15 protein-coding genes are annotated in these 24,120 nt (G+C 48.8%); 6 read left to right on the top strand and 9 right to left on the bottom strand.

Annotated elements, in window-relative coordinates; genetic code table 11:
• The first annotated feature begins 35 nt into the window (after nt 1–35).
• From B5Z18_RS27900 to B5Z18_RS27890, 3 genes are read left to right on the top strand one after another with little or no spacing between them, the layout of a single operon-like run.
• Complete coding sequence (locus B5Z18_RS27900; RefSeq protein WP_079472838.1) at nt 36–2,177, top strand: M43 family zinc metalloprotease; 2,142 nt, start codon at nt 36–38, stop codon at nt 2,175–2,177.
• Complete coding sequence (gene mqnE, locus B5Z18_RS27895) at nt 2,174–3,355, top strand: aminofutalosine synthase MqnE (protein ID WP_079472837.1); 1,182 nt, start codon at nt 2,174–2,176, stop codon at nt 3,353–3,355. The genes B5Z18_RS27900 and mqnE overlap by 4 nt, the downstream gene beginning before the upstream one ends.
• A 12-nt stretch (nt 3,356–3,367) precedes the next feature.
• Nucleotides 3,368–3,898, top strand: a complete 531-nt coding sequence (locus B5Z18_RS27890; RefSeq protein WP_079472836.1) for a DUF192 domain-containing protein — start codon at nt 3,368–3,370, stop codon at nt 3,896–3,898.
• A 76-nt stretch (nt 3,899–3,974) separates the two neighbouring features.
• On the opposite strand, the gene B5Z18_RS27885 is transcribed toward B5Z18_RS27890, so the two are convergent.
• The 3 genes from B5Z18_RS27885 to B5Z18_RS27875 all read right to left on the bottom strand — a co-directional run bounded on the left by B5Z18_RS27885 (nt 3,975) and on the right by B5Z18_RS27875 (nt 8,495).
• Nucleotides 3,975–4,349 (bottom strand): GreA/GreB family elongation factor, encoded by a 375-nt coding sequence (locus B5Z18_RS27885; protein WP_079472835.1) that lies wholly within the window; start codon nt 4,347–4,349, stop codon nt 3,975–3,977.
• A gap of 17 nt (nt 4,350–4,366) precedes the next feature.
• Nucleotides 4,367–5,932, bottom strand: a complete 1,566-nt coding sequence (locus B5Z18_RS27880; protein WP_079472834.1) for an FMN-binding glutamate synthase family protein — start codon at nt 5,930–5,932, stop codon at nt 4,367–4,369.
• A gap of 268 nt (nt 5,933–6,200) precedes the next feature.
• The gene (locus B5Z18_RS27875; RefSeq protein ID WP_143313726.1) at nt 6,201–8,495 is read right to left on the bottom strand and encodes a DUF7133 domain-containing protein; all 2,295 of its coding nucleotides are present in this window, start codon (nt 8,493–8,495) and stop codon (nt 6,201–6,203) included.
• Nucleotides 8,496–8,648: 153 nt separating this feature from the next.
• Between B5Z18_RS27875 and B5Z18_RS27870 the strand changes: the two genes are divergently transcribed.
• The gene (locus B5Z18_RS27870) at nt 8,649–9,914 is read left to right on the top strand and encodes a NupC/NupG family nucleoside CNT transporter (RefSeq protein WP_079473119.1); all 1,266 of its coding nucleotides are present in this window, start codon (nt 8,649–8,651) and stop codon (nt 9,912–9,914) included.
• 269 nt (nt 9,915–10,183) lie between these two features.
• Here the strand turns inward: B5Z18_RS27870 and B5Z18_RS27865 are convergent, their stop codons facing one another.
• Both B5Z18_RS27865 and smc read right to left on the bottom strand, forming a co-directional pair.
• Complete coding sequence (locus tag B5Z18_RS27865; protein ID WP_079472833.1) at nt 10,184–10,579, bottom strand: DUF4259 domain-containing protein; 396 nt, start codon at nt 10,577–10,579, stop codon at nt 10,184–10,186.
• 77 nt (nt 10,580–10,656) lie between these two features.
• Nucleotides 10,657–14,187 (bottom strand): chromosome segregation protein SMC, encoded by a 3,531-nt coding sequence (gene smc / locus B5Z18_RS27860; protein WP_079472832.1) that lies wholly within the window; start codon nt 14,185–14,187, stop codon nt 10,657–10,659.
• Nucleotides 14,188–14,583: 396 nt separating this feature from the next.
• Between smc and B5Z18_RS27850 the strand changes: the two genes are divergently transcribed.
• On the top strand, nt 14,584–16,815 hold the full coding sequence (locus B5Z18_RS27850; RefSeq protein WP_079472830.1) for an FUSC family protein: 2,232 nt from the start codon (nt 14,584–14,586) through the stop codon (nt 16,813–16,815).
• Between the two features lie 227 nt (nt 16,816–17,042).
• Here B5Z18_RS27850 and bshC read toward each other — a convergent pair whose 3' ends face one another.
• A complete protein-coding gene (bshC, locus tag B5Z18_RS27845; protein ID WP_079472829.1) occupies nt 17,043–18,626 on the bottom strand; it encodes a bacillithiol biosynthesis cysteine-adding enzyme BshC in 1,584 nt (527 codons plus the stop codon).
• A 219-nt stretch (nt 18,627–18,845) separates the two neighbouring features.
• Here bshC and B5Z18_RS27840 point away from each other — a divergent pair, with 219 nt between their 5' ends.
• Nucleotides 18,846–19,847: a glycosyltransferase family 4 protein gene (locus B5Z18_RS27840; RefSeq protein ID WP_079473118.1), complete on the top strand. Its 1,002-nt coding sequence runs from the start codon at nt 18,846–18,848 to the stop codon at nt 19,845–19,847.
• Between the two features lie 9 nt (nt 19,848–19,856).
• On the opposite strand, the gene B5Z18_RS27835 is transcribed toward B5Z18_RS27840, so the two are convergent.
• From B5Z18_RS27835 to B5Z18_RS27825, 3 genes are read right to left on the bottom strand one after another with little or no spacing between them, the layout of a single operon-like run.
• Entirely contained in the window at nt 19,857–21,326 is a 1,470-nt protein-coding gene (locus B5Z18_RS27835) for a glycoside hydrolase family 130 protein (RefSeq protein WP_079472828.1), read from the bottom strand.
• Between the two features lie 14 nt (nt 21,327–21,340).
• Complete coding sequence (locus B5Z18_RS27830) at nt 21,341–22,612, bottom strand: glucose-1-phosphate adenylyltransferase (RefSeq protein WP_079472827.1); 1,272 nt, start codon at nt 22,610–22,612, stop codon at nt 21,341–21,343.
• Between the two features lie 43 nt (nt 22,613–22,655).
• On the bottom strand, nt 22,656–24,071 hold the full coding sequence (locus B5Z18_RS27825) for a glycogen synthase (protein WP_079472826.1): 1,416 nt from the start codon (nt 24,069–24,071) through the stop codon (nt 22,656–22,658).
• Nucleotides 24,072–24,120: the final 49 nt, after the last annotated feature.

The raw sequence follows: 24,120 nt of genomic DNA, 5'->3' as shown, positions 1-24,120 counted from the left end.
TTTTTCGCGTATCTTCAAAGCCAAAATCTATTTTTTTGCGTCACTATATCCTCGCCCTGGTTACCTTTTTTTATTGCGCTACGGCCAACGGTCAACGTAAATGCGGCACCGCCGAAGCACTGCAACAGCGGGTAAAAGAAATTCCTTCTCTTCAAAATATTATACAGAATAACGAAAATAAAATGATGCTGGGCCAGCAACGGCAACAGCTGCGGGCAATGGTGGAAGCCATTCCGCAAACAGTATCTGTTCCCGTGGTGGTCCACGTAGTGCTGGATAATCCTGCGCTGGTAACCGATGCGCAGATCGCCTCACAGATCGATGCCCTGAACCGGGATTACAACGCCGCCAATCCCGATATCAGCCAGGTGCCCGCAGTATGGCAGGCGCGGATCGGCAACAGCCGCATCAATTTCTGCCTCGCCCAAAGAACCCCCGACGATGAACCTACCAATGGCATTGTAAGGGTACAAACAGCTGCCGGCCAAAGCTTTTCTATCAGCAATGCAGCGGCAGACGCCAAGTACAACAATACCGGCGGCTCCGACGCCTGGGATCACAGCAAATACCTCAATATCTGGGTTGCCCGCCTTTCCGGCAATTACCTCGGCGTGGCCGCCCCTCCGGGTACCGGCTACCCTGTTGAACAGGAAGGCATAGTGGTGCAATACACCGCTTTTGGCACTACCGGCAGCGTAGGCAGTACCTACAACCTCGGCAGAACCGCCACGCATGAAATAGGGCATTATTTCGGGTTAAAACATATTTGGGGAGATGATAACGGAGGATGTACCGTTGATGATGGTATCACCGATACACCTGTGCAAGGCGACAACACGTATGGATGCCCCTCCTTTCCGCGGCTCGACAACTGCACTACCACCTCGCCGGGCATAATGTTCATGAACTACATGGACTATACCGATGACGCCTGTATGCACCTCTTTACCGCCGGACAGGTGGATCGCATGCGCTTTGTACTGGAAAATACAACCGCCAGCCTGATAACGTCCAACGGTTGCGTACCTCCTGTTATGGTGAATAACGACGCCTCGCTGGTAAGCATCAACGCCCCGGATGGCAAGATATGCAACAACAATATTACACCGGTAGTAACCCTGCGTAACCGCGGCGCCAATGCCCTCACTGCCGTGAGGATCTGGTACCAGGTAAACAACGGCGCCCTTACTTCTTACCAGTGGGCAGGCAACCTGGCCAGTTTGCAGCAAACCACCGTAACACTTCCTTCTTCCAATGTGGCAATCGGCAGCTATAACCTGAAAGCATATACGCAATCGCCCAACGGCCAGCCGGATGGAAACGTTACCAACGATACAGCGGATATCCGTTTCCGTTATGATGCGGAAGCCACCCTGCCTTTTGAACAGGGCTTTGAAAACGACAGCTTCCCGCCCCCGGGCTGGGACCTCTATAATCCTGACCACAGCTTTACCTGGGAACGCGTGCGGAATGTGGGCAAAGGCAGCAGCGCTTCCGCCCTCATACGCAACCTCGGATACAATACCAACGACCAGACTGATGACCTCATTACACCGGTCATTGATCCAAAGGGCGCTGACTCCGTATTCCTCTTTTTCGATGTAGCCGCAGCCGTATTTACCGACCCCGCTGCCACCGGAAACGCATGGGATACCCTGCAGGTGCTGGTTACCAACGACTGCCGCGAAACCGGCCAGGTCCTGTATTCCAAATGGGGGCCGAATCTTATTACACGCCCCACAGCTGTTCAAACAGAATACATCCCTACCGCCACCGAATGGCGCCGGGATTCTGTGGATCTGACCGCTGTAAGTCATAAAGGAAAGTTCCAGGTAGCCTTCAGAAACATCTCAAACTCAGAGAATAACATTTATATTGATAATATTAATATTGTCACCAAATCAGTGAATCAAACCCTCCGTGAAAAAGGAGTATTGGTGAATCCCAACCCTACAGACGGTATTGTTTGGGTAACATTCCTGGAAATACCGGAAGACCTGCTGCAGGTATCCATTTACAATGTACAGGGACAGTTTATTATGAGCCGCCCGGCCGCAGCTATCGGCGCCGGCAACCGGCTGACCTTTAATTTGGTAAATGAGCCAAATGGTGTTTATTTTGTAAAATTAATTTACAGGAACAGGGCCAACACCATCAAATTAATGAAAGTAAGATGACGATGAGACAAGATTATCCGGCTGTTCAAACGCTCCTTCAGCAACCCAACCTGGACGCAGCATTGAAGGGCATTGCAGAAAAGATCCTCCAACAGGAAAGAATTACACCCGCAGAAGGGCTGATCTTATTTGAAAAAGGCGATATCGGCTTTTTGGGTGCGTTAGCCAACCTGGTACGCGAGCGAATGCACGGTGACAAGACTTACTTCAACCGTAACTTCCATATCGAACCTACCAACGTTTGTGTATTCACCTGCCACTTCTGCTCCTATTCCCGGTTGTATAAAAACAGGGAAGATGGATGGGAACTGAGTATCGACCAGATGATGGACATCGTTAAAAAATACGATAACCAACCCGTTACAGAAGTACATATTGTTGGCGGTGTACATCCAAAAATGCAGCTCAACTTCTTCGTGGAACTGATCCAGAAGATCAGGGCACACCGTCCGGACCTGCACATCAAAGGATTTACTGCTGTGGAACTGGATTACATGTTCCGCAAAGCCAAAGTAAGCATAGAGGAAGGTATGCGTATTCTCAACGAGGCCGGCCTGCAATCCATGCCAGGCGGCGGCGCTGAAATATTTGCACCCGAAGTGCGCGCTAAAATATGTCACGATAAAGTTGATGCCGACGGATGGCTCGCCATTCATAAAGCTGCCCACAACCGCGGCATGCACACCAACGCCACCATGCTGTACGGTCATGTTGAATCTTTTGCCGACCGCATCGACCACATGGAACGCTTACGTTCCCTGCAGGACGAAACCGGTGGCTTCAATACCTTCATTCCGCTGAAGTTCCGTAATAAAGGCAACGATATGTCGCATATCCCGGAATCCTCCATCGTGGAAGATCTCAGGCTGTACGCCATCGCACGTTTATACATGGATAACTTCCCCCACCTGAAAGCCTACTGGCCTATGCTGGGAAGAAACACCGCACAGCTTACCCTGTCTTTCGGTGTGAATGACCTGGACGGCACCATAGATGATACCACCAAAATTTACTCTATGGCCGGTTCGGAGGAGCAAAACCCTTCCATGAATACCGCCCAGCTCACCATGCTCATCAAACAGGCCGGCAGAAGACCCGTGGAAAGAGATACCGTGTACAACGAAATAAGAGATTACACAGATGTAGTTTTTTCAGACGAAGAACTACTGACCAAATAGTATCGCTGTTTTATGCAATTACACCTGAAATGTATCCTGATAGCCAGTTTATATATCGCTGGCTGTCATCAGAACAACAGTAACACCAACAGTTCCGCAGCTGCCGGCACCAACACGGCCGCCACTACGGAAACTGCCGGTGAAACTTCCAACGGCATCGCGTTCAAAAAACAAGGCGCCCTGGCATTCGTTTCCAAATCAGGCGCAGATACCCTGCGGAAAATAGATATCCAGCTGGCCCAAACAGATGAACAGCGCGCCGATGGGCTGATGTACCGCAAATCCATAACAGATGATCAGGGCATGCTTTTCATTTTCCCTGACATGGAAGAACGCGCCTTCTGGATGAAAAACACCTACATCTCCCTTGATATTATCTACATAGATGATAAACTGGAAATTGTGTCCATTCAGAAATACGCGACACCCCTGTCGGAAGAAAGTCTTCCTTCTTTCAAAAAGGCTAAATACGTGCTGGAAGTAAACGGTGGATTCTGCGACAAGTATCACATCAAATACGGCGACAAAATAACTTATCAATAAAAAGAAGCCCTGGCAGACGCCAGGGCTTTTTTCGCTCCTATGATACATATTTGATCGCTAACACTAATAGCCTCTTTTATACGCTCCCCTCCGGATTTGTTACATCCAGGATATGCAGCTGCGTTTTTCCCGCAGGTACTTCCCAGTCAATAACATCCCCCGTGCTATATCCCAGTAAGGCCGTGCCTATGGGAGAAAGGATCGATAACTTACCCAGCTGTAAATTGCTGGCAGCCGGCAATACCAGCTGTACACTTCTGATAGCCCCACTACGCTCATCCCTGAATTTAAGGGTGGAGTTTACCTGTACCACATCGGCTGGCACCTTACCTTTCCTGACAGTGGCCCTGTCGAGCTCTTCTCTCAGCTTATCGGTGCCCGGTGCATGATAGCACAGGGTTTTAAGGATTTCGTAATCATGTAGGGACACAATAATCTGTTTCTTTTTCATGATAACCGGGTTTTATGTCAGTTGTTTACAGATGGCCCCGGATACAGCGATGCTCCCGCTTTGCTGTTGTGATCCGGCGCATATATTTCTTCATAAGATCGTATATCCGTTCTTGTTACACGCCTGTACATGGCTGCAGGGTCTACCTTCTCTGCATCAGCAAATCCGCAGGCGCCCATCAGCTCTGCCAATGCGGCAATAGTATTGCGGTGATAATTAGCCACACGCACCTTTTTGTCGGCCACATTTACGCCATGGTACAAATGCGGATCCTGCGTAGCCACGCCTACGGGACAGCTGCCGCTGTCGCACTGCAACGCCTGGATACATCCCAGCGCCAGCATCATTCCCCGCGCACTGTAACACGCATCCGCTCCCATTGCCAGTACTTTCATAATATCAAAGCCGGTAATGATCTTACCGCTGGCAATGATGCGCACATGTTGCTTCAGCTGGTGATGCCTCAGCAGGTTTACCACTACAGCCAGTGCATCATACAAAGGCATCCCGATGGAATCGGTAAATTCCAGCGGAGCCGCGCCGGTGCCACCTTCTGCACCATCTACGGTGATAAAGTCGGGGTAAACACCCGTGTTGATCATCGCAATACAAATACGCTCAAACTCTTCCGCACGGCCTACGCACAGCTTAAACCCCACAGGCTTACCGCCGGAAAGTTTACGTAGCTGCTGTAAAAAGGCCAGCATCTCATACTCATTGCTAAAGGCCGTATGACCGGCGGGCGATAACACGCTCACACCCGGCTTTACTTTACGGATACCTGCAATTTCCGGTGTGTTCTTCGCTGCCGGTAATACCCCGCCCTTGCCGGGTTTGGCGCCCTGGCTCAGTTTCACTTCAATCATTTTTACAGCTGGTGCTGCTGCCGCAGCGGTAAATACTTCGGGAGAGAAATCTCCCTTTTCATCGCGGCAACCGAAATAGCCGGTGCCGATCTGCCAGATCAGGTGGCCGCCATGCTGCAGGTGATAAGGACTAATCCCGCCTTCTCCTGTGTTATGGGCAAACCCTCCTATCTGCGCGCCTCCGTTCAGGGAAGCGATGGCCGTTTTACTCAATGCGCCATAACTCATGGCGCTGATGTTCAGCAGGCTGGCATTATATGGCTTATCGCATTGTTCATTTCCGATATTTACCCTTAACGACTCCGGTTTTACCTTCGTTGGAAAGGCAGTATGGGCGGCCCATTCATAGCCGGGTTCATACATGTTATCCAGTGCGCCGAAAGCAACGGTTTGTTTTACGTCTTTTGCGCGCTGGTACACTACTGCACGCTGACGGCGGCTGAAAGGCCGCCCGTCTGTATCCGATTCAAAAAAGTACTGGCGCATTTCGGGTCTGATCTGCTCCAACAGGTAACGCAACCGGCCAAGTAACGGGTAGTTACGCAACAACGCATGCTTACCCTGCAGCCGGTCGTAGATCGTCAGCAGGGTAAGTCCTACCGCTACCGGTAACAGGATCCATCCGCTTAAATAACCGCGATAAAGGCTGGCAGCCACGCTCACATCCAGCAACAGGCATAAAAAATAAACTGCCCATCGTGCTATCCGATGATTCATAAAACTGATTTTATAAGATTGTTTTGGAAAATACTAGCGGAATAAAACTACGCAGGTAGTTATCCCCCCGGGTACAACACTTTATGTACTAAAAGTTGCCCGGGCTTAATTGTTGAAGTCTTTGGGGCAGGATAAGAACGGCAACAGGAACCCGCACGTGCATTTGGATGCACGGGGTGTATTGAGTAAGACTAATATGTTAGTTGCCGGATTCAATTAATAAATAATTGTATCCGGCAAAGATAAGGCTTTTATTTACAACAAACGGTCAATTCGTTAATTCTCCCGCTGTGAAAGGCTTCTGGCGGCCATTGTTCAGCTTCCGCACCTGCTGGATATCTGCAGCAGAAACTTTATCGGCTTTATTATTCCAGGCACTGCGCAGGAACGTCAGTAGTTGTGCAATATCTGCATCACTGAATTCATCACTGGCGCCGATGCCCGGCATATCGCCATTTATTTCCGGTGCTTTGTACACTTTGCCGTGTACTTCCACCGGGCCGGTAAGGCCGTATAATACAATAGATATAAATGCTTTCTTGTTGCCGTTTACCCAATTGCTTTCATTCAGCGGCGGCGCCATAGAAGCAATGCCTTCCCCGCTTTTACCATGACAGGTTTGACATACGGTATTGAAAATCTTATATCCCCGTGGCAGTTCTTTCCGCAATGCCTCCATTTTTTTCGCATTGGCTTTGCTGTCCATGTTCTTCAGCACTGTTTCCAGCTGCCGGCGCAACACCAGCGTGGTATCAGGGTTCCAGGCAATTACCTGTTTCAGCAACGCCGCTTCGCGGTTTGCGGCGTTATTTACCAGTGCTGCTGCCACATAACGGTCAGGGGCATACGTTTTTATCATTTTATCTTCCAGGCGGGTGGAGGCGGCTTTATCCAGTTTTCCTACCACAGGCAATACATAGGCTACAACCGGCGCCAGGTATGGGTTATCCGACAGGGAGTCCAGTGCCGCTATTGTTGCTTTGATACTGCTGCTGTTTAATACAGCCGGCAATGCTGCCAGCGCCTGCATCTTCAACACAGGATCCTGCTGTTGCCAGATACCGCTGATATCTTCTGCGGTAAGACTGTGCAGCCCTTCCAGCGTCCAGAGGGCGTGGATCTGCGTCAGCGGATGCGCCGCGTCTTTCAGCATGGTCCTTAGTTCCGGCGCCATCGTGGTTAAGTGCTGATCAATGATGAGCTGTTGCGCTTTATCTCTCAAAATACCATTTTCATTACCAAGCATTTTACCGAGGAAGGCGGGCGTAAGTTCAAACGTTACCGGTTGTGGTTTACTGCCGGCAGGAATAACGCGGTAAATACGTCCGCAGTTCAGTGGCTGCGTAAGGTTACGCATCTTTATTTCGTTCTTCAGGTATTCGGTGAGGTAGGTTTTGTGTTGCAGGATACCGCGATACATATCGGCGATATACAAAGCGCCATCCGGGCCGGTACGCAGGTCCACCGGTCTGAAACGTTCATCGGTGCTGGCGAGGAATTCTTTCCGCTGATACGCCTGTACACCTTTTACGATGTAGCTGCTGTCTGATAAAATATTTCTTTTGATCAGGTTGGCCGAAGGCTCGGCTACAAAGGCATTTCCGGCATAGGTAGCCGGCAGCAGGTTAGCGCGGTAAATCACCGGACCACAGGCGGCGGTGAATTTCACCAGGCGGAGACTATCGTCCAGCGAACCTTTCTGGTAACCGCGGTTTACGCCGGGCGTAGGACGCGCGGGATACGTGCGGTTATCGGGTACTATTTTCTGGTCGAAACCAGCGGCATTGTTCTGTTGCGGATTGGTGCCACCAAGTCCCGGGGAAAAATAATCACCCAGCAGGTTTTCGGAGTTGTTATTATAGTAAAGACGACCGTGATCATCCTGCGTAATGCCCCATTGTCCGCGGAAATGCGTGGGTTCCTTCAGCCACTTATCTCCCACCTTACGGTAACGCCTATCCGATTTTGCGTTATAGATCCAGTTATCCATTGCGCGCAACAATCCGTTTGGCTGGTGTTCCACATTTCCGCCGGCAGCGTATTGGTCATCCACCAGTGTTCTCTTACCGGGTTTGTCGCTGTTGTTTTCAATAAACCACAATTGCGGCGGTGTGGCTACCAGTACCCCGTTTTCTATCAGGCATATGGCCCGTGGCAGTACCAGTGAGTCGAGGAATACGGTGCGTTTATCCATTACGCCATCGCGGTTGGTGTCTTCCAGGATCACAATTTTACCATCGGGTTTATCTTCCCCGGTACCGGCAGTATCGGGCATGAAGCCGGTCATTTCCACTACCCACATGCGTCCGCGTTCGTCAAAGGTCATGGCTACAGGCGCCACTACCATTGGTTCTGCGGCCACCAGCTGTACTTCCAGTCCTTCATCAACCTGCATGTGCCCGATGGCGGTTTTGCCATCCAGTACGGGTGAAGTAGCAAACTGCTCCCGCATGGCAATAGAATCTTTTTCGTGCTTGTTCCCGTTTTTCTGCTGGTTCCCTTGTCCACAGGCAAATAAAGCCAGGGATAACGTGGTGATTAAACGATAATGAATACGCTGCATTTGTTATTATTCGATTGCGAAAGCGATAAAAATACATTTCTAAATATATTTTTTCTGAAAAATTATATGAGATAACAGTTTACTATGTGAGCGACGGCAAAAAAACTTATCTTCGTCGCTTCATTGCATACATTTTACGATTTATTTGCATTTATGGAACGCTTTCAGGGCATCATAGGCATTGTACTTATTTTGGGTATCGCCTTTCTATTCTCCAACAACAGAAGTAAGATCAACTACAGGCTGGTGTTCAGTGGTATTGGCTTACAGGTACTAATCGGCTTTCTGGTATTTAAGGTGCCCCCTATTACCTGGTTCTTCCAGCGGGTAGGTGATGCAATGGGAAAGCTGGAAGCCTTTGCCCGCAAAGGTGCAGCCTTTGTGTATGGCGGTATTGGCGTATCGCAGCCCGATGGCACCGGGATCAAGGATTATGCTGCCGGTGGTTTTGTATTTGCTTTTAACGTTACGGCCACCATCATCCTGGTGTGTGTGCTGGTAGCGGTTTTATATCATTATGGCATCATGCAGCGTGTGGTAGCGGTGATTGCCCGCGCCATGAATTATGTGATGCGTGTAAGCGGCGCAGAAGCATTGAGCAATGTGGCCAGCGCCTTCGTAGGACAGGTAGAAGCGCAGGTGATGATCCGTCCTTACTTATCAAGCATGACCAAAAGTGAAATCCTCGCCTCTATGAGTGGAAGCCTGGCTTGTATTGCCGGCGGTATCCTGGTGGTGTATGTGAACATGGGATTACAGGCAGGTTTGCATATTGCGCCCTTCCTGATCACCGCCAGCCTGATGGCCGCACCCGGCGCACTCGTAATATCCAAGATCGTTTTCCCGGAAACAGAGGAAAGCGTAACGATGGGCCGCGTTAAAATGGAAGTAAAGAGTAATTATACCAACGTGATCGACGCCATTTCACATGGCGCCGGCGATGGTTTTAAGATAGCCATGAACGTGATAGCCATGCTGATTGGGTTTATTGCTTTCATTGCGCTGATCGACTGGGGCCTCATTCATATCGGTCATATCTTCAACCCTAAGTTTGATCTCAGCCTCGACTGGATCTTTGGAAAGGTGTTTATGCCAATGGCCTGGGCAATGGGCGTGCCACAGGGAGACGTACAGAACGTAGCTACCCTGCTCGGCCAAAAACTTACCATCAACGAATTTGTGGCGTTCAAAAGTCTTACTGATAAAACAGTTCCAGTGCTAAGTGCCAAAGGGATTGCCATTGTTACGATTGCCATTGCGGGTTTTGCCAATTTCAGCAGCGTAGGCATGCAGATCGGCGGTATCGGTGAACTGGCACCCGACAGAAGGGCGGATCTGGCTAAATTGGGCCTGAAAGCGCTGTTGTGTGGAACGCTGGCGTCTTACATGTCGGCCTCTATTGCGGGTATTTTAATTTAGGGAGATAAATAACGAAAGATATTTCAAAGGGCTGATCTGCGGATCGGCCTTTTTTTTGCGCAGCCTCTTTACATTTTTACGCAGGCCCTTCGCTACAACGGGCAGGGGCCTGCAACAATAAATAATTGCCGCGAACCTGTTAGTTTACGCCCATAACAAAACAGCGGACAGCAATCAGGGGTAACACCTGCTTTGCAATCCGCTGCTTCAATAATATAGTGGAAAACAGTTCTCCCGGAAAACAAAGGTTCCGGTATGCCTGCTGTTAGTTATTCCAAACGTTTGATGAGACCTGCCTGTACAGCGGCCCACGCTTCGCCCTGACCTGCATCTTCCCAATAATTCTTCATTTCGGAAGCTGCTACAATTTTATTTACAGCAGCGATTGCCTGGTTTCTGAGTGCGCGTGTACCAATAAGGTTCAGCACATCCAGCTGATCCAACGGATCTTCCGGGAAATCTTCGCTTGGGCGTGCCACCAATGCTGCCACCAGTTCCGCAGCGGCCAACGCCTCTTCGCAATCCGAAATTTCCAGTGTTTCGATGTTGTTGATAACACGCGCTAACGTGTCAGCCACCAAACCACCGTCTTTATTATCAATCAGGTCAAAAATCCAATCCTGTGATCCATCATTTTCAAAATTCCTGGTGCCCCATGCGCCCATAGTGTTTACGTTTTTTTATTTTTTTAGAATCAAGAATAAAAGTAATGAACTCTCTTTACAACAACCAAACCAACCGGCTAGTTCAAACTCCTGAAATCAACCGGAACTAGCTTGCTTACACCCGGTTCCTGCATGGTTACGCCGTAGATCACGTCTACAGCAGCCATCGTTTGCTTGTTATGTGTTACAATAATAAATTGTGAATTATCCGAAAATTTGCGGATCATGTTGGTAAACTTACCCACATTGGCATCATCCAATGGCGCATCCACCTCATCCAGGATACAGAATGGCGCCGGCTTAATCAGGTAAATGGCAAACAGCAATGCGGTAGCCGTCAGTGTTTTCTCACCACCGGATAACTGCGTAATCGCTGCCGGGCGCTTCCCTTTTGGCTTTGCAATGATTTCAATACCGGTGTCCGCCAGGTTTTCGGGGTCGCTCAGGATCATATCGCACTGATCTTCTTCCGTAAACAAAGCCTTAAATACGCGGATAAAGTTTTCCTTCACCTGGTTAAAGGTATCCAGGAATTTCTGGTTGGCGGTAGACTCCACCTCCTGGATAGTAGCCAGCAGGGAATCTTTCGCATTTACCAGGTCCGTTTTCTGTTCCAGGATAAACTCGTACCGTTTCTTCATTTCCTGGTAGGCTTCAATGGCGGTAGGGTTAATTTCCCCCATGTTCTCCATGCGCTTTTTCAGTCGCTCTGCACTACCTGTTAATTCATCCACCGACAACTCTGAGCTGCGTTGCTCATCTATAATTTCATCGAGGTTCACTTTAAACTCCACGCTGAGCCTTTCCTTCATGGAAGCCAGTTGCAGTCGCAGTTCATTTACTTTATCCTTGATGGTATTCAGTTGCTGTTCCAGTTCCTGTTTGGCGCGCTGTTTTGTTCTCAGCGTGGTTTCCAGTTCCTGGAGGTGGTTACGGAAGTTATAGTATTCCTGGTCTTTTTCGTTGAGTGCTTTTTCTTCTTCTTCGCGCTGGCGGAACAGTTCCACGAGTCCGTCGTCCGCGTGGCTCAGTTTATCCACGGCGCCGGCAATGTTGGCCACGGCGTCTTCCAGTTGCGATTTGTTGCTGGTGATCTGCACATGCAGGTCTGCCAGTTGTTTGCGTTTAAATTCCAGTTCCTGTTTGAGGGCCTGTACTTTACTTTGCTGACGGGTATGTTGCAGGTTTTGGTTATTGAACTGCACCGTAGCCATATTGAACTGCTGCTCTGCTTCCTGGGCCATCCTGTCGGCGTCCGCGATGCTGTCCTGCAATTCGGTGACCCTTTCGTTCAGGCTTTCCAGTTCGTCTTTCACGCCGGAAATGCTTTCCTGGTTGGTTTCCAGGGATTGCTGCATTTCCTCGAGGCGTTTATCGCCGGCTTCAATGAGGTGGTGGAAGTTTTCAATCCTGTTCTGTAAGCCAAACAGCTGATTGCTCAACTGGTTTACCCTTTCCCGCGCAGCATTGATATTATTTTCATTTAACTGGCTGTTGTAGCCTAATACTTCGTCGTGTTTGCTTTGCAGCGCTACTTTCAGGCGGCCCACTACTCCTTCGAGGTCTTTGATCTCGGTTTCCAGCTTTTCCAGGTTCTTGGCCCTTCCCAGCTTCTTACCTTCAAACAATCCTACAGAACCTCCGCTGATATTGTATTTACCGCGATGCATGCGGCCGGATTTTTCTACCAGCAGCATCCTTTCATCGGCCACCTGGCTGAATTCCAGGCGGGTAAGGTCTTCCCCGATAAATACTTTACCCAACAGGTGTTGTCCCAGGCCCCTGTACTTCTCCTCAATTTCCACTACTTCCAGCGCAGGAATGGTGCCTGCCGGCGCCAGCAGCGAACTGTAATCAGTGCGGAACTGATCGAGGATAAAGAAATTGGCTTTCCCTTTTTTGTTGTTATCGAGCAGCTGGATGGCCTGTACCGCTTCCTGTACGTTGTTCACTACATAGTAGCTCAGGTAAGGCTCCAGCAGGTTTTCCACGCAGGTGCGGTATTCTTCTTTACAGAAAAAAATATCACTCAGGATGGGGGCGTTATTGTTCCAGTCGGGATTCTTTTTGAGGAATTTGATACTCTCCGGGTAACCTTCCAGGCTGTCGACCAGTGATTTGAGCAGGTCGAATTCGTTCTTTTTGGAATCGAGGGTACGATTCTCATCTACCAGTTTATCACGCAGTCCTTCTATATCAGACTGGGTGGCGAGTATTTTACTTTTGGTTTCTTCCTGGAAACGAACCATGTTTTCCAGTTCTGTTTTGCTGCCGGTCAGTGTTTGCTGCAGCGCTTCCTTTTCTGTTTCCAGTTGGGCGATCTGCTGCTGACGGCTGGTCTTTTCTTCCTGGAGCTGCTGCATGCTGCGTTGCAGGTTCATGACGGAAGTATCGGCAACGGCTACTTTCTTTTCGGCCTCAAATTGCTGACGTTGCCAGCGTTGCTGGTCGTTACGCAGGGTTTCGAGGGCTTGTTTCTTCTGATGGAAGCGTTCTTTCTTTTCCTCTACCATATCGCGGAGGGTATCCAGTTCGTCTGCCATTGTTTCAAACACTTCCCCTTCTTCTTCCACTTGTTTCTCGGTAAATTCAATAGAAGTGGTAAGTCCCTGCAGTTGTCCTTCCGCATTGTTGAGGAAGTCGCTGATATTTTTTTCCCGCTCGCGCAGATACGTCAGTTGCTGCGTGGCGAGGTTCTTATCATTTTCTTTGGTGCGGATAGTGGATACCAGCTCATTAAAGGATTTCTGCATGGTTTGCAGTTCCCTTTCTTTTGCTACAAAATGTAGCTTATCCTGTTCCACGGCCGCTTCTGCGGTGAGGATCTCCGTTTCCAGCGCCAGTTTGCGGTCGCTTTCATTTTGCTGGGTGTCCGACAGTTCCTTAAAGGTCACGTTAAAGCCTTCCAGTGCGGCTTTAGCGAGTTCTATACTGATTTCGCGGTATTCTTTTTTTACTTCGTAGAAGCGTTCTGCCTTACGGGCCTGGCTTTCCAGTGTTTTGAGGTTGTTATTGATTTCAAACAACAGGTCCTCAATACGGTTCAGGTCTCCTTCTGTGGCGTCCAGTTTGGACTTAGCTTCTTTTTTGCGGGTTTTATATATGGAGATGCCTGCCGCCTGTTCCAGCATACGGCGACGGCTGTTTTCCTTGTCTTTGATGATATCGTCCACCATTCCCAGTTCGATGATGGCATAGGAATCGGTACTTACGCCCGTGTCCATGAACAGGTTATGGATATCTTTCAGGCGGCAGGCCACATCGTTAAGGCGGTACTCGCTGTCGCCGTTTTTATAAAATTTGCGTGTAATCGTCACCGTAGTGAACTCGGTGGGTAGTACGTTCTTGGTGTTTTCAAAAGTGAGACTAACCTCCGCCATACCGCTTGCAGAGCGGCTTTTAGAACCGTTAAACACAAGTCCAGCCTGGTTATCAGACCGGAGGTTACTGATCTTGTGCTCGCCGATTACCCAGCGGATGGAGTCGATGATATTACTTTTGCCGCAACCGTTTGGCCCAATCACACCAGTGATGCCCTCATCAAACTGCAAAACGGTTTTATCTGCAAAACTTTTAAAGCCTTTAATTTCTAGTGTTTTTAAGCGCACGTCGTACTCCGAGGTTTTTTAAGGCGTCAAAGATATAATTTTACCCGAATCAAAAAGTAATTTAAGTGAGATGCAATAATATACAGTAATTATTTATACACAATTACCGGTCATTTGCCTCTGTCCGCAGCACGCAACTAAAGTCTAAAAGACTGGTTATAAATATAGTAAAAAGAACAATTAGAATTTAATTCGCTGTTAGAAAATTACCCGGATTTTGTCTTTCCCCCGATTATACGGATGGTGATGATATTTTCCGGGCCAGGCATTAAATTAAAGTCAAAAGTAATATATTCATCTTCAGAAAAATAGAAAATCGGGTAATCAGTATCATCCGCGTAATCCTGAATAAGACAAAATCCGCTTATCTTTGCGCCATCAAAAACCCATTTACGCTTGCGTACAGAACAGCAGATCAATAACATAAAAAATTTCCTTTACAGTTATCATTTCAGCAACGGTATGCGTACCACCATCAGTGTGGTAGTACCTTCACTGGTGTGCGCATACTTTGGTATGCTGGACCTGGGCATCGCCATGTCGATGGGCGCCCTGTGTACCGCCCTCAGCGACGTACCCGGCACCATTGTACATAAGCGGAACGGCCTGATCATCAGCACCATCCTGATCTTTTTTTCTGCACTGGGCACGGGTTTGCTGATCCCTTACGTAATCCCGATGGCGATCTGGATAGCGGTATGCTGTTTTATGTTTGCCATGCTGCTGGTATATGGTAACCGCGGCGGTAACATTGGTACCGGCTGCCTGCTGGTAGTGGTGTCTATCCTCGGGGAAACCCAGCTTACCCCGAAGCTCACGCTCCTGCACTCCTCTATGGTGCTGCTGGGCAGCATCTGGTACGCCGTGCTGGCGCTCATCCTCTGGCAGATCCGCCCCTACCTCAACGTACAGCAGGCACTGGGCGACTGTATCCTGCAAACCGCCCGCTACCTCGAAGTAAGGGCCAACTTCTATACGCCCGGCGTAAATGTAAGCGAGAACTATAAAGCCGTGCTGGACCAGCAGGTGATCGTCAACGAAAAACAGGAAAATGTACGCGAACTGCTGCTGAAAAGACGGTCGGCTCAACAGGGCACCACCAGTCTCAATAAAAGCATGGTACTCATTTTCCTGGATATGGTAGACCTCCAGGAACAGATCATGGCCTCTCAAACCGACTACAACGCCCTGCAGGCCGATTTTAAAGACCTGGCGATCCTGGAGAAATTCCATGCCCTCATCCTTGAATTCACCCAGGAGCTGAAGAACATAGGAATGGCCGTGGCAGCGGGTCAGCGCTCCCTGCCAAAAACAAACCTGAAGTTTGAGATGGAAAAGGTAAAACAGGCCATTGCCGACATTACCATGAAACTGCCTACCCTCAAAGAAAGAACCCGCACCATCCCACTGAGCAACATCCTGCAAAACCTGCAGGACATGGCCCAGCGCATTTATAACCTGCACCGGCTCACCCGCCTGGAAAGACTGAAAGACGAATCCATAGATCCAAAACTGGAGCTGTCGAAGTTCACTACCCGCCAGAAATATGACTTTGAAACGTTCCGGGACAACCTCACTTTCAAATCACATATCTTCCGGCACGCCATCCGCGTGAGCCTGGCTACCGTATTGGGTTACGGGCTGGGCATCGCACTTCACCTCGACCGGGTATACTGGATCCTCTTAACCATAGTAGTGATCCTGAAACCGGGCTTCGGGCTCACAAAATCGCGCAGCATACAACGTTTAATCGGTACCGTTACCGGCGCCTTATTTGCCGCCGGCCTGCTGTACCTTACGCATAACGATACAGTGATCTTTATTGTGATGCTGATCTGCATCCTGGGCGCCTATAGCTTTATGAGCTTCCAGTATACCGTCAGCGTATTTTTTGTAACGCCGTTTATCATCTTCCTGCTGCACTTCCTTCATCCTTCAGACCTCTACAATGTAGCGCAGCGGGTGCTGGATACCTTTATCGGCGGAGGCATCGCCTTCTTTGCCAACATGCTGCTGTGGCCTACCTGGGAGCATAACTTCCTCCCGGATTACATGAAAAAGATGATGGAAGCCAACCGGAAATATTTTGAACTGGTAATGCGCCCCTATTCCAATGAAAAGGTATCCGTTACGGATTTCAAACTGGCCAGGAAAGATACTTATGTGGCCGCCGCTAATATGATGTCGGCCTTCCAGCGCATGTTGTCGGAGCCAAAAAGCAAACAGAAAAACGCATCCGAAGTGTATCATTTCGTGGTGCTGAATCATACGCTCACCTCGCACACCGCCACCCTGGCGGCTTACAACATGCATCACGGGGTGCAGTTTCCACGCCCGGAATACCGCGAAATCACGGATTATCTCCTCCATTATATGGACCAGCTCACCCTGCTCACAGATACGGCCACCAGCGGCAACGCCCAGCCTTCTCCGCAGGTACACGCCTTTGAACGGCTGGATGCCCACCTGGAAAGCCTGGTGCATCTGCGTCAGCAGGAAATCAATGAAGGCAAAGGACCTACGGCTACCCGCGATGAAATGCTGGAAACCAAGCAGGTGCACGATCAGCTCGTGGCGATCCTGTCGCTCGTAAAAGATATGAGTAAAGCGTTAGCGCAGAGCGCGTAGGAGATCGCCTTCGGCGATGAAATTGTCTTGGAGCAGGATTACGCTGATTATACTGATTAATTTGATTTTGTTTTTTTAGGTTTTTTATAAAGGATTAAGGGAGATAAAAGCAGATATCTGCTTTTATCTCCCTTAATTATTATTTAAAATCAAAAAGTTAAAATCCAGCTAATCAGTATAATCAGCGTAATCCTGCTCCAAGACAATTTCCCCATCGCCGAAGGTGATCACTCCCCTAAAATGGTAAACTGGTCGGTAACCGGCGTGAGCGCAGCCAGCACCCTGTCAAAGAAGGCAGGACCTTCCTGGGCATACCAGGGCATGAAGTTCTCCTTACGTTCCTGTAAAGAACCCGCAGGGAATAATTTATTTTTAATCTGACGGATCTGATCTGTTTGCCACGCGAATTTTTTCTTCTCGGCACGCAGGAACTTATGTTCCAGCTTACCAATCGACTTCAGCGCTTTCTTTCTTTCAGAGGCTGTGGTAGCAATCAATGTTACATCAATGCTGCGGGCTTTTTCTTCCAGCGCATCAAACAACTGCTCAATGGCAGCATATTCATCTTTCAATACCAGTGACGCATTGGTATGCCGCTTCACATAATCGTTTACAATATCTTCTGTTCCTTTGAAAAGATCAGTGGTAGTGAGTCCCAGCTTATGGATCCGCTGTTGCGAAAGTTCATCAGTCAGCAACAGGGAATTACGCAGCAGCAAAACAGGGAAAGGCACTTTGTAATGTGCGAAAAGTCCTTTCAATTCCAGCCAGTAGGCAATTTCACCGCCACCGCCAATAAATGCGATATTCGGCAGGATGGTTTCCTGGAACATTCCCCGTAAAATAACATTGGGACTGAAATTTTCAGGATGTGCTTCCAATGCTGCTTCCAGGGAAGCGGCGTTGAAAGTCAACGACGTGTGTAATACTTTCCACTGATCGCCGTCCTGAACAATACGCTCGCGCGAGCCATCCTGTAAATAAAAAAGATTTATTTCCCGTGGATTGGCCTGTACTTTATAATGTTCGCCCAGCTGCTCCAATGTATCACTTACAATAGTATGCGACGCCTGGTTAAACAATTCATCCTTTATAACGGGAAGGTATAAACGTTTTAATGCGGCGTTGTCCGGTACCAGTACTACCAGTCCGAAACGGCCGAATAACGCATGTACCAGGTACAGCGTGGCTTCCTGGATATTCGCGTGTTCCAGGTAAGCCTTTTGCAGTAGATCTATCAGTTCGTCGCTGTGAGGCGCATAACCCAGTCCTTTCTTCACTTCACCGATCAGCGCTTCCAGTCCTTCCGGCTTCATACGTCCTACAGCGCCCTGCTGATCCGTGTTCCAGGTGAGGGTTTTCCCTTCCAGGTAGATGCTGCCCAGTTCTTCGAGGTCGGCATCTTCACTGCCCATATAATAAACCGGTACAAAATTATGTTGCGGGTATTGCTGTTTCAGTTCATGACAAAGCTTAATGGTTTGCAGGATCTTATAAGCGAAGTAGAGGTAGCCGGTGAAAATGTTCGGCTGATGCGCGGTGCACACCGTAAAGGTATTGGGCTGCAACAGGGCCGTAATATTGTCCTGTACTGCCTTTACGGGTTCCAGGGTAGTGTATTGCTGTTCCAGTGCGGCTACCAGTGCGGTTCTTGGTGTATCAAAATGTTGACGGGCGGCTATCGCGGCGGCAAAATCCGGATGTACAGGAGAATAGGTGTAAAATGGTCTGATCTGCGGACGTTCTGCTAAAAAATCTGTTACCAGCTGGTTAAAATAACCAGTTTTCCCATAAGGAATATATTCGGGCATATTGAGTTTCGAATTACAAATTACCAATTACAAAACGATGCAGTGCCAACACATCGAAATTTTTGAATGTACGAAGTTAGGTAATTAGTCAATTGGTTGATCAGATTATTGGTTGACCGGCAATCATTCCGGTACACCGGTTTCTTTGGCGCTTGTTTTGACAGCTATGTTGCAAACAACAGACGCCTTACAGCGGTGCTGTTGGAAAAATATACCATTATGAAGATTGCAATACTGGCACCAATAGCCTGGCGTACACCTCCAAGGCACTATGGCCCCTGGGAACAGATGGCTTCCAATCTGGCAGAAGGACTGGTAGCCAAAGGAATGGACGTAACCCTTTTTGCTACGGCCGATTCGCTCACTTCAGGTATCCTGGCGGCCATTTGCGCCAAAGGGTATGAAGAAGACCGGGAGGCAGACGCCAAAGTAAACGAGTGTATGCATATTAGTTACCTGATGGAGCAGGCCAGGGATTTTGATATCATCCATAACCACTTCGATTTCCTTCCCCTCACCTACTCCCGGCTGATCAAAACGCCTGTGGTAACAACTATTCACGGGTTTTCTTCTCACAAAATAATACCGGTGTACCAGCGGTATAATGATATAGGGAGATATGTGTCTATCAGTAATTCCGACCGCCATGCGTCGCTGAATTACGCGGCTACTGTGTATAATGGTATCCGCACGGAAGATTTTGCCTTTGAGCCCACGCCTGAAAACTACCTCTTATATTATGGCCGGATCCATCCTGACAAAGGTACCCATGATGCGGTGCAGATAGCCCTGCACTCCCGCCGCAAGCTGATTATAGCCGGGATCATACAGGATGAAGCCTATTTTAATGAGAAAGTAAAGCCTTATATAGATGATGAACAAATCATTTACATTGGCGCGGTAGGCGGAGAGGAACGTAGCATGCTGCTGGGCGAAGCCAGCGCACTGCTGCATCCTATCTATTTTGAAGAACCTTTTGGCCTGAGTGTGGCGGAGGCCATGCTTTGCGGCACGCCCGTTATCGCTTACAACCGCGGCTCCATGCCGGAGCTGATCAATGACCGTAAAACGGGTTTCCTTGTAAATAATTTACACGAAGCCGCAGCCTGTGTGGAAGATCTTTCGCTGATTAACCGGCAGGATTGCCACCTGCACGCAAAAAATAATTTCAGCGCGGAAACAATGACGGAGAAGTATATCGCAGTATATAACCAATTGTAATAGGCCGGGCTATACGCCGTCTTCCTTGATCTGCGTCAGCAGTTTTTCCAGGTTGACGGTGGCGAAGCCGGAGGCATAATCCGACAGGCCATAAGGAATAATCAGTTCATCGTTATGGATAATAGATCCGCAGGAGTACAATACATTAGGCACATATCCTTCCCTTTCGTCCTTGTTGGGCATGAGCAGGGGCTCGCGTAAGCGGCCTATTTCCTTTTCAGGATTTTCCAGGTCCAGCAGGCTGGCGCCGATGCAATAGGTACGCATAGGACCTACGCCATGGGTGATCACCAGCCAACCGTCCGGCGTTTCAATGGGCGAGCCGCAGTTGCCCACCTGTACAAATTCCCAGGCATACTTGGGCACATGAAGGATCTGCGGGTTTTCCCATATATTGATTTTATCGGAGTACATAATATACCCGTTGATGCCATCAATGCGGGAGATCATCGCATATTTGCCGTTGATCTTACGGGGGAAAAGCGCCAGGTTTTTATTCTGTGCGCCTTCTCCGTAGAGCGGCATGATCTTGAAATTATAGAAGTCTTTTGTTTGCAGCAGCTTGGGCTGGATCGTAATCCCATCATAGGCCGTGTAAGTGGCATAATAGGTAACATTCCCGTTTTCGCTGGTATATTTTACAAAACGGGCATCTTCAATGCCCCTGCTTTCTGCATCTGAATAAGGAAAAACTACCCGGTCGGACAGGTCGGTATCCAGTGAGAAGTTCAGCTCATAGTACGAGTCTGCCAGCCATAGTACCCTTTCCAATCCTTTTTTAAGGAGATGATCCACCTGGAACCGTTGTTGCATTTCCCGGATCACCTTTTTAAGCACGAGGTATTCAAACTGGTCCGGCAGGGAGTTTTGTATTTCGCGCATTACAGAATCCGGCAGCCGGATGGATGCCGCATTCTGAAAAAACGTTTGTTTATGGTACATAGAATTGCGGATAATCTCCGCTTCATCTACATAATTACCGGGTGCTATCAGGGAAATTTCATTGTTCTTATCAATGATACCGGATCTGAAGGCAATAGAAGATACGTGTCCCTCCCCTACTGCGCGGAAGCTCATGATCACGCGCTTTTGTCCTTCTTCCAGCCCGCTCTGGTCCACATCTTCCACGAGGGAAGGATTGAAGAACGCGGCTGATTCGATGGAGTATTCGTTGGTGAAATAAGAACCGGTGAGCAATTTACGTTTGAGCGAGAGTCCTTCGTAGTCGATCTGCAAACCGGGAAACAAATGTCTCAGCCGGTCTGCATGTCGTTCAAATATCCTTGTGATGTTCCGGTGACGCCGGGAAAACTCTCTTAGTATAGGCATGACCGTTAGTTCCACCTCAGCGTCGTTCATTGCTGCTACCAGTTGAATGATAGACTTGGCCCGGGCCTCTCCGTTGAAAAAAAACCTGGCTACTACCCTCTTCAGGTCAGGATAAATTTTTGTACTCTTCCGCTCTATGGACAATCGCATGGTTATCTTGTTTGTTAAATACTGAATCCGTCTTCCAGGACCACTCCCTTTTTAACAACAACAATGCCGTCTTTTACCGTATATTTCTCAAAGTCCCCATCAGCTAAGTGTTTTCCGCCATTTATATGTACGCCGTTTCCGATGCGGCAGTTCTTATCGATGATAGCATTACTGATCACACAGTTCTCCCCGATTCCCATTAACGGCCGTCCTTCTGCGCGTGATTTTTCTATTTCATCCAGCGTCTGGTAGTAGTCGCTCCCCATGATATAGGCATTGCTGATTTCGCTGCCTTTACCGATGCGGGTACGGATGCCTACCACTACCCTTTCCAGCTTGTCTGCCATAATAATACAACCGTCGGCTATCATTGTTTTCTCCATGTGGCCGGAAATTTTTGTAGGCGGCAACATGCGGGCGCGGGAGAAGATGGTTTGGGATTCATCAAAGAGATTAAATAATGGGATTTCATCGGTGAGACCGATATTGGCTTCAAAGAAAGACTGGATATTTCCGATATCAGTCCAGTAGCCTTCATATTGATAACTGAAGATCCTGCGTTTGTTTTCGATGGCCTGCGGGATGAGCTGCTTACCAAAATCAGCGGCTTCCGGTTGTGCATTGAGCATATCGAACAGTACCTGACGGCTGAAAATATAAATGCCCATGCTGGCGAGGTATATGCGGCCTTCCCGCTGCATTTCCTCGCTTACTTCCGACGCCCATGGTGGAAGAACGGCCTGGGATGGCTTTTCTGTAAAAGACACAATAGCGCCGTTTTCATCTTCCTTTAAAATACCAAAATCAGAAGCATCCCTGGCGCTTACGGGAATAGTTGCAATAGATATTTCCGCACCCGTGTCGATATGATGTTTGATCATCTTTTTAAAATCCATCTGGTACAACTGGTCACCGGATAAGATGAGAATATACTCAAACTCAAAATTCTCCATGTGATGAAGGCATTGCCTCACGGCATCGGCCGTTCCCTGGTACCAGGTGGGATTATCGGGGGTTTGCTCCGCTGCCAGGATATCTACGAAACCCTTATCAAAATTGCTGAAGTGATAAGTGTTTTTAATATGCTTGTTCAGGGAGGCGGAATTGAACTGCGTTAATACAAAGATGCGGTTCAGTTCTGCATTCAAACAATTGGAGATAGGAATATCCACCAGTCTGTATTTACCTGCCAGGGGCACCGCTGGTTTTGAGCGGCGACGGGTAAGCGGATACAGGCGGGTGCCGGCCCCTCCTCCGAGAATAATGGATATTACATCGTTAGTCATAATGGGAATTGGTTTTAGAAGGTCATCACTCAATTATTCTTTACTATTTCATACTCTTGTACATTTCCAGGTACCGTTGCGCCGAACTGTCCCAGGAATTATCAATGTTCATGCCTCTTAATCGTACTTCGTCCAGGTGTTTGGAATCGCGGTACAATTCGATGGCCCGTTTTACGGAGTAACAAACATCCCAAACGCTGGCCTGGTTAAAGCGGATGCCTACGCCATCCTTGTCTCCGAAGTCAATGACCGTGTCTTTCAGTCCGCCGGTACTGCGTACCACGGGAACTGTTCCATAACGTAATGCGTACATCTGGTTGAGGCCGCAGGGTTCCACCCGGGACGGCATCAGCAGAAAATCGCTGCCGGCATATATCTGATGTGATAATGATTCGTCGTAGCCAATGTGTACATTGAAGCCGTAACTCACTACTGCACGGGTTTGCTGCAATGACCATTCAATATGTGGGTCGCCGCTCCCCAGTACGAGGAAATTCACCTCTCCGGCTAATTCATGCAGGGATCTGCCTATTATTTCCGGCAGCAGGTCGGCGCCTTTATCGCCCACCAGGCGGCCAATGAAGGATATCAGCGGCAGGGAGGCATCCAGTCCAAAGCGTTCGCACAGGTGCTGCTTGTTGGTTTGTTTGCCTGCTGTGATGGTATCCTCATCATAATTAAGCGGCAACATCCGGTCGGTGGCCGGGTCCCATACTACATTGTCGATCCCATTCAGGATACCCACCATTTTCGCTCTCTCCTGGTTGATGAGCGCTTCCAGGCCATTGGCATTATAATATAACTCCTCCAGGTAACCCGGCGAAACCGTAGTTACCCGCCAGGCGCACTTGATAGCAGAAGCCAGTGGGTTAATAGCCCCGCCCCAGTCCAGCATACCGGACTTCCACAAATCGAAAGACGGGATGAGGTATAGTTTGTCCCAGCCAAACTGGCCCTGGTACTGTGCATTATGAATGGTGAGCGCTGTGGGAATACTTTTCAGCCGCTCATATTTATACCCGTAGTTCAGCAGGAAAGGGATTAACCCGGTATGATGATCATGACAATGAATCACGTCCGGCTGATGCTGCCATTCGTTGATCCAGTCCAGCACGGCCACCTGGAAGGCCAGGAACCGTTCTGTATCGTTAGGATAGCCATAAACGCCGGGGGTATCGAGCAAACCGGGGATATCTACCAGGTACAGGTCGAAACCCAGCTCATTGCTGCGTTCCTTTATAACGTTAAAGTGGTACCAGTTGTGTCCCAGCCACATGCCGGCCTGGTGTACCACGTCGAATTCGTGGGTGTGGTAATATTTATTCCTGTAGGCGGGTATCACTACTTTGGCAAAGTTGCCAAGCTGGTGCTGGTATTTGGGCAATGCCCCCACCACATCACCTAGTCCACCTACTTTGGCTACCGGGTAACATTCCGCGCTGATGTGTAAAATCTCCATGCTGGTTAGTTGATAATCCTTATTAAGTTAAACTGGAAAAATAAGAAAA

Origin of the sequence: Chitinophaga ginsengisegetis (assembly GCF_900168065.1) — a bacterium.
GTDB lineage: Bacteria > Bacteroidota > Bacteroidia > Chitinophagales > Chitinophagaceae > Chitinophaga > Chitinophaga ginsengisegetis.
The sequence above is the reverse complement of the archived record's forward strand: the minus strand, read 5'-3'. Positions and strand labels throughout refer to the sequence as shown.

Coding starts and splice junctions, on each gene's coding strand:
- mqnE (WP_079472837.1), top strand. CDS start 2,174: ATGACGATGAGACAAGATTATCCGGCTGTTCAAACGCTCCTTCAGCAA.
- B5Z18_RS27890 (WP_079472836.1), top strand. CDS start 3,368: ATGCAATTACACCTGAAATGTATCCTGATAGCCAGTTTATATATCGCT.
- B5Z18_RS27885 (WP_079472835.1), bottom strand. CDS start 4,349: ATGAAAAAGAAACAGATTATTGTGTCCCTACATGATTACGAAATCCTT.
- B5Z18_RS27880 (WP_079472834.1), bottom strand. CDS start 5,932: ATGAATCATCGGATAGCACGATGGGCAGTTTATTTTTTATGCCTGTTG.
- B5Z18_RS27875 (WP_143313726.1), bottom strand. CDS start 8,495: ATGCAGCGTATTCATTATCGTTTAATCACCACGTTATCCCTGGCTTTA.
- B5Z18_RS27870 (WP_079473119.1), top strand. CDS start 8,649: ATGGAACGCTTTCAGGGCATCATAGGCATTGTACTTATTTTGGGTATC.
- B5Z18_RS27865 (WP_079472833.1), bottom strand. CDS start 10,579: ATGGGCGCATGGGGCACCAGGAATTTTGAAAATGATGGATCACAGGAT.
- bshC (WP_079472829.1), bottom strand. CDS start 18,626: ATGCCCGAATATATTCCTTATGGGAAAACTGGTTATTTTAACCAGCTG.
- B5Z18_RS27840 (WP_079473118.1), top strand. CDS start 18,846: ATGAAGATTGCAATACTGGCACCAATAGCCTGGCGTACACCTCCAAGG.
- B5Z18_RS27835 (WP_079472828.1), bottom strand. CDS start 21,326: ATGCGATTGTCCATAGAGCGGAAGAGTACAAAAATTTATCCTGACCTG.
- B5Z18_RS27830 (WP_079472827.1), bottom strand. CDS start 22,612: ATGACTAACGATGTAATATCCATTATTCTCGGAGGAGGGGCCGGCACC.
- B5Z18_RS27825 (WP_079472826.1), bottom strand. CDS start 24,071: ATGGAGATTTTACACATCAGCGCGGAATGTTACCCGGTAGCCAAAGTA.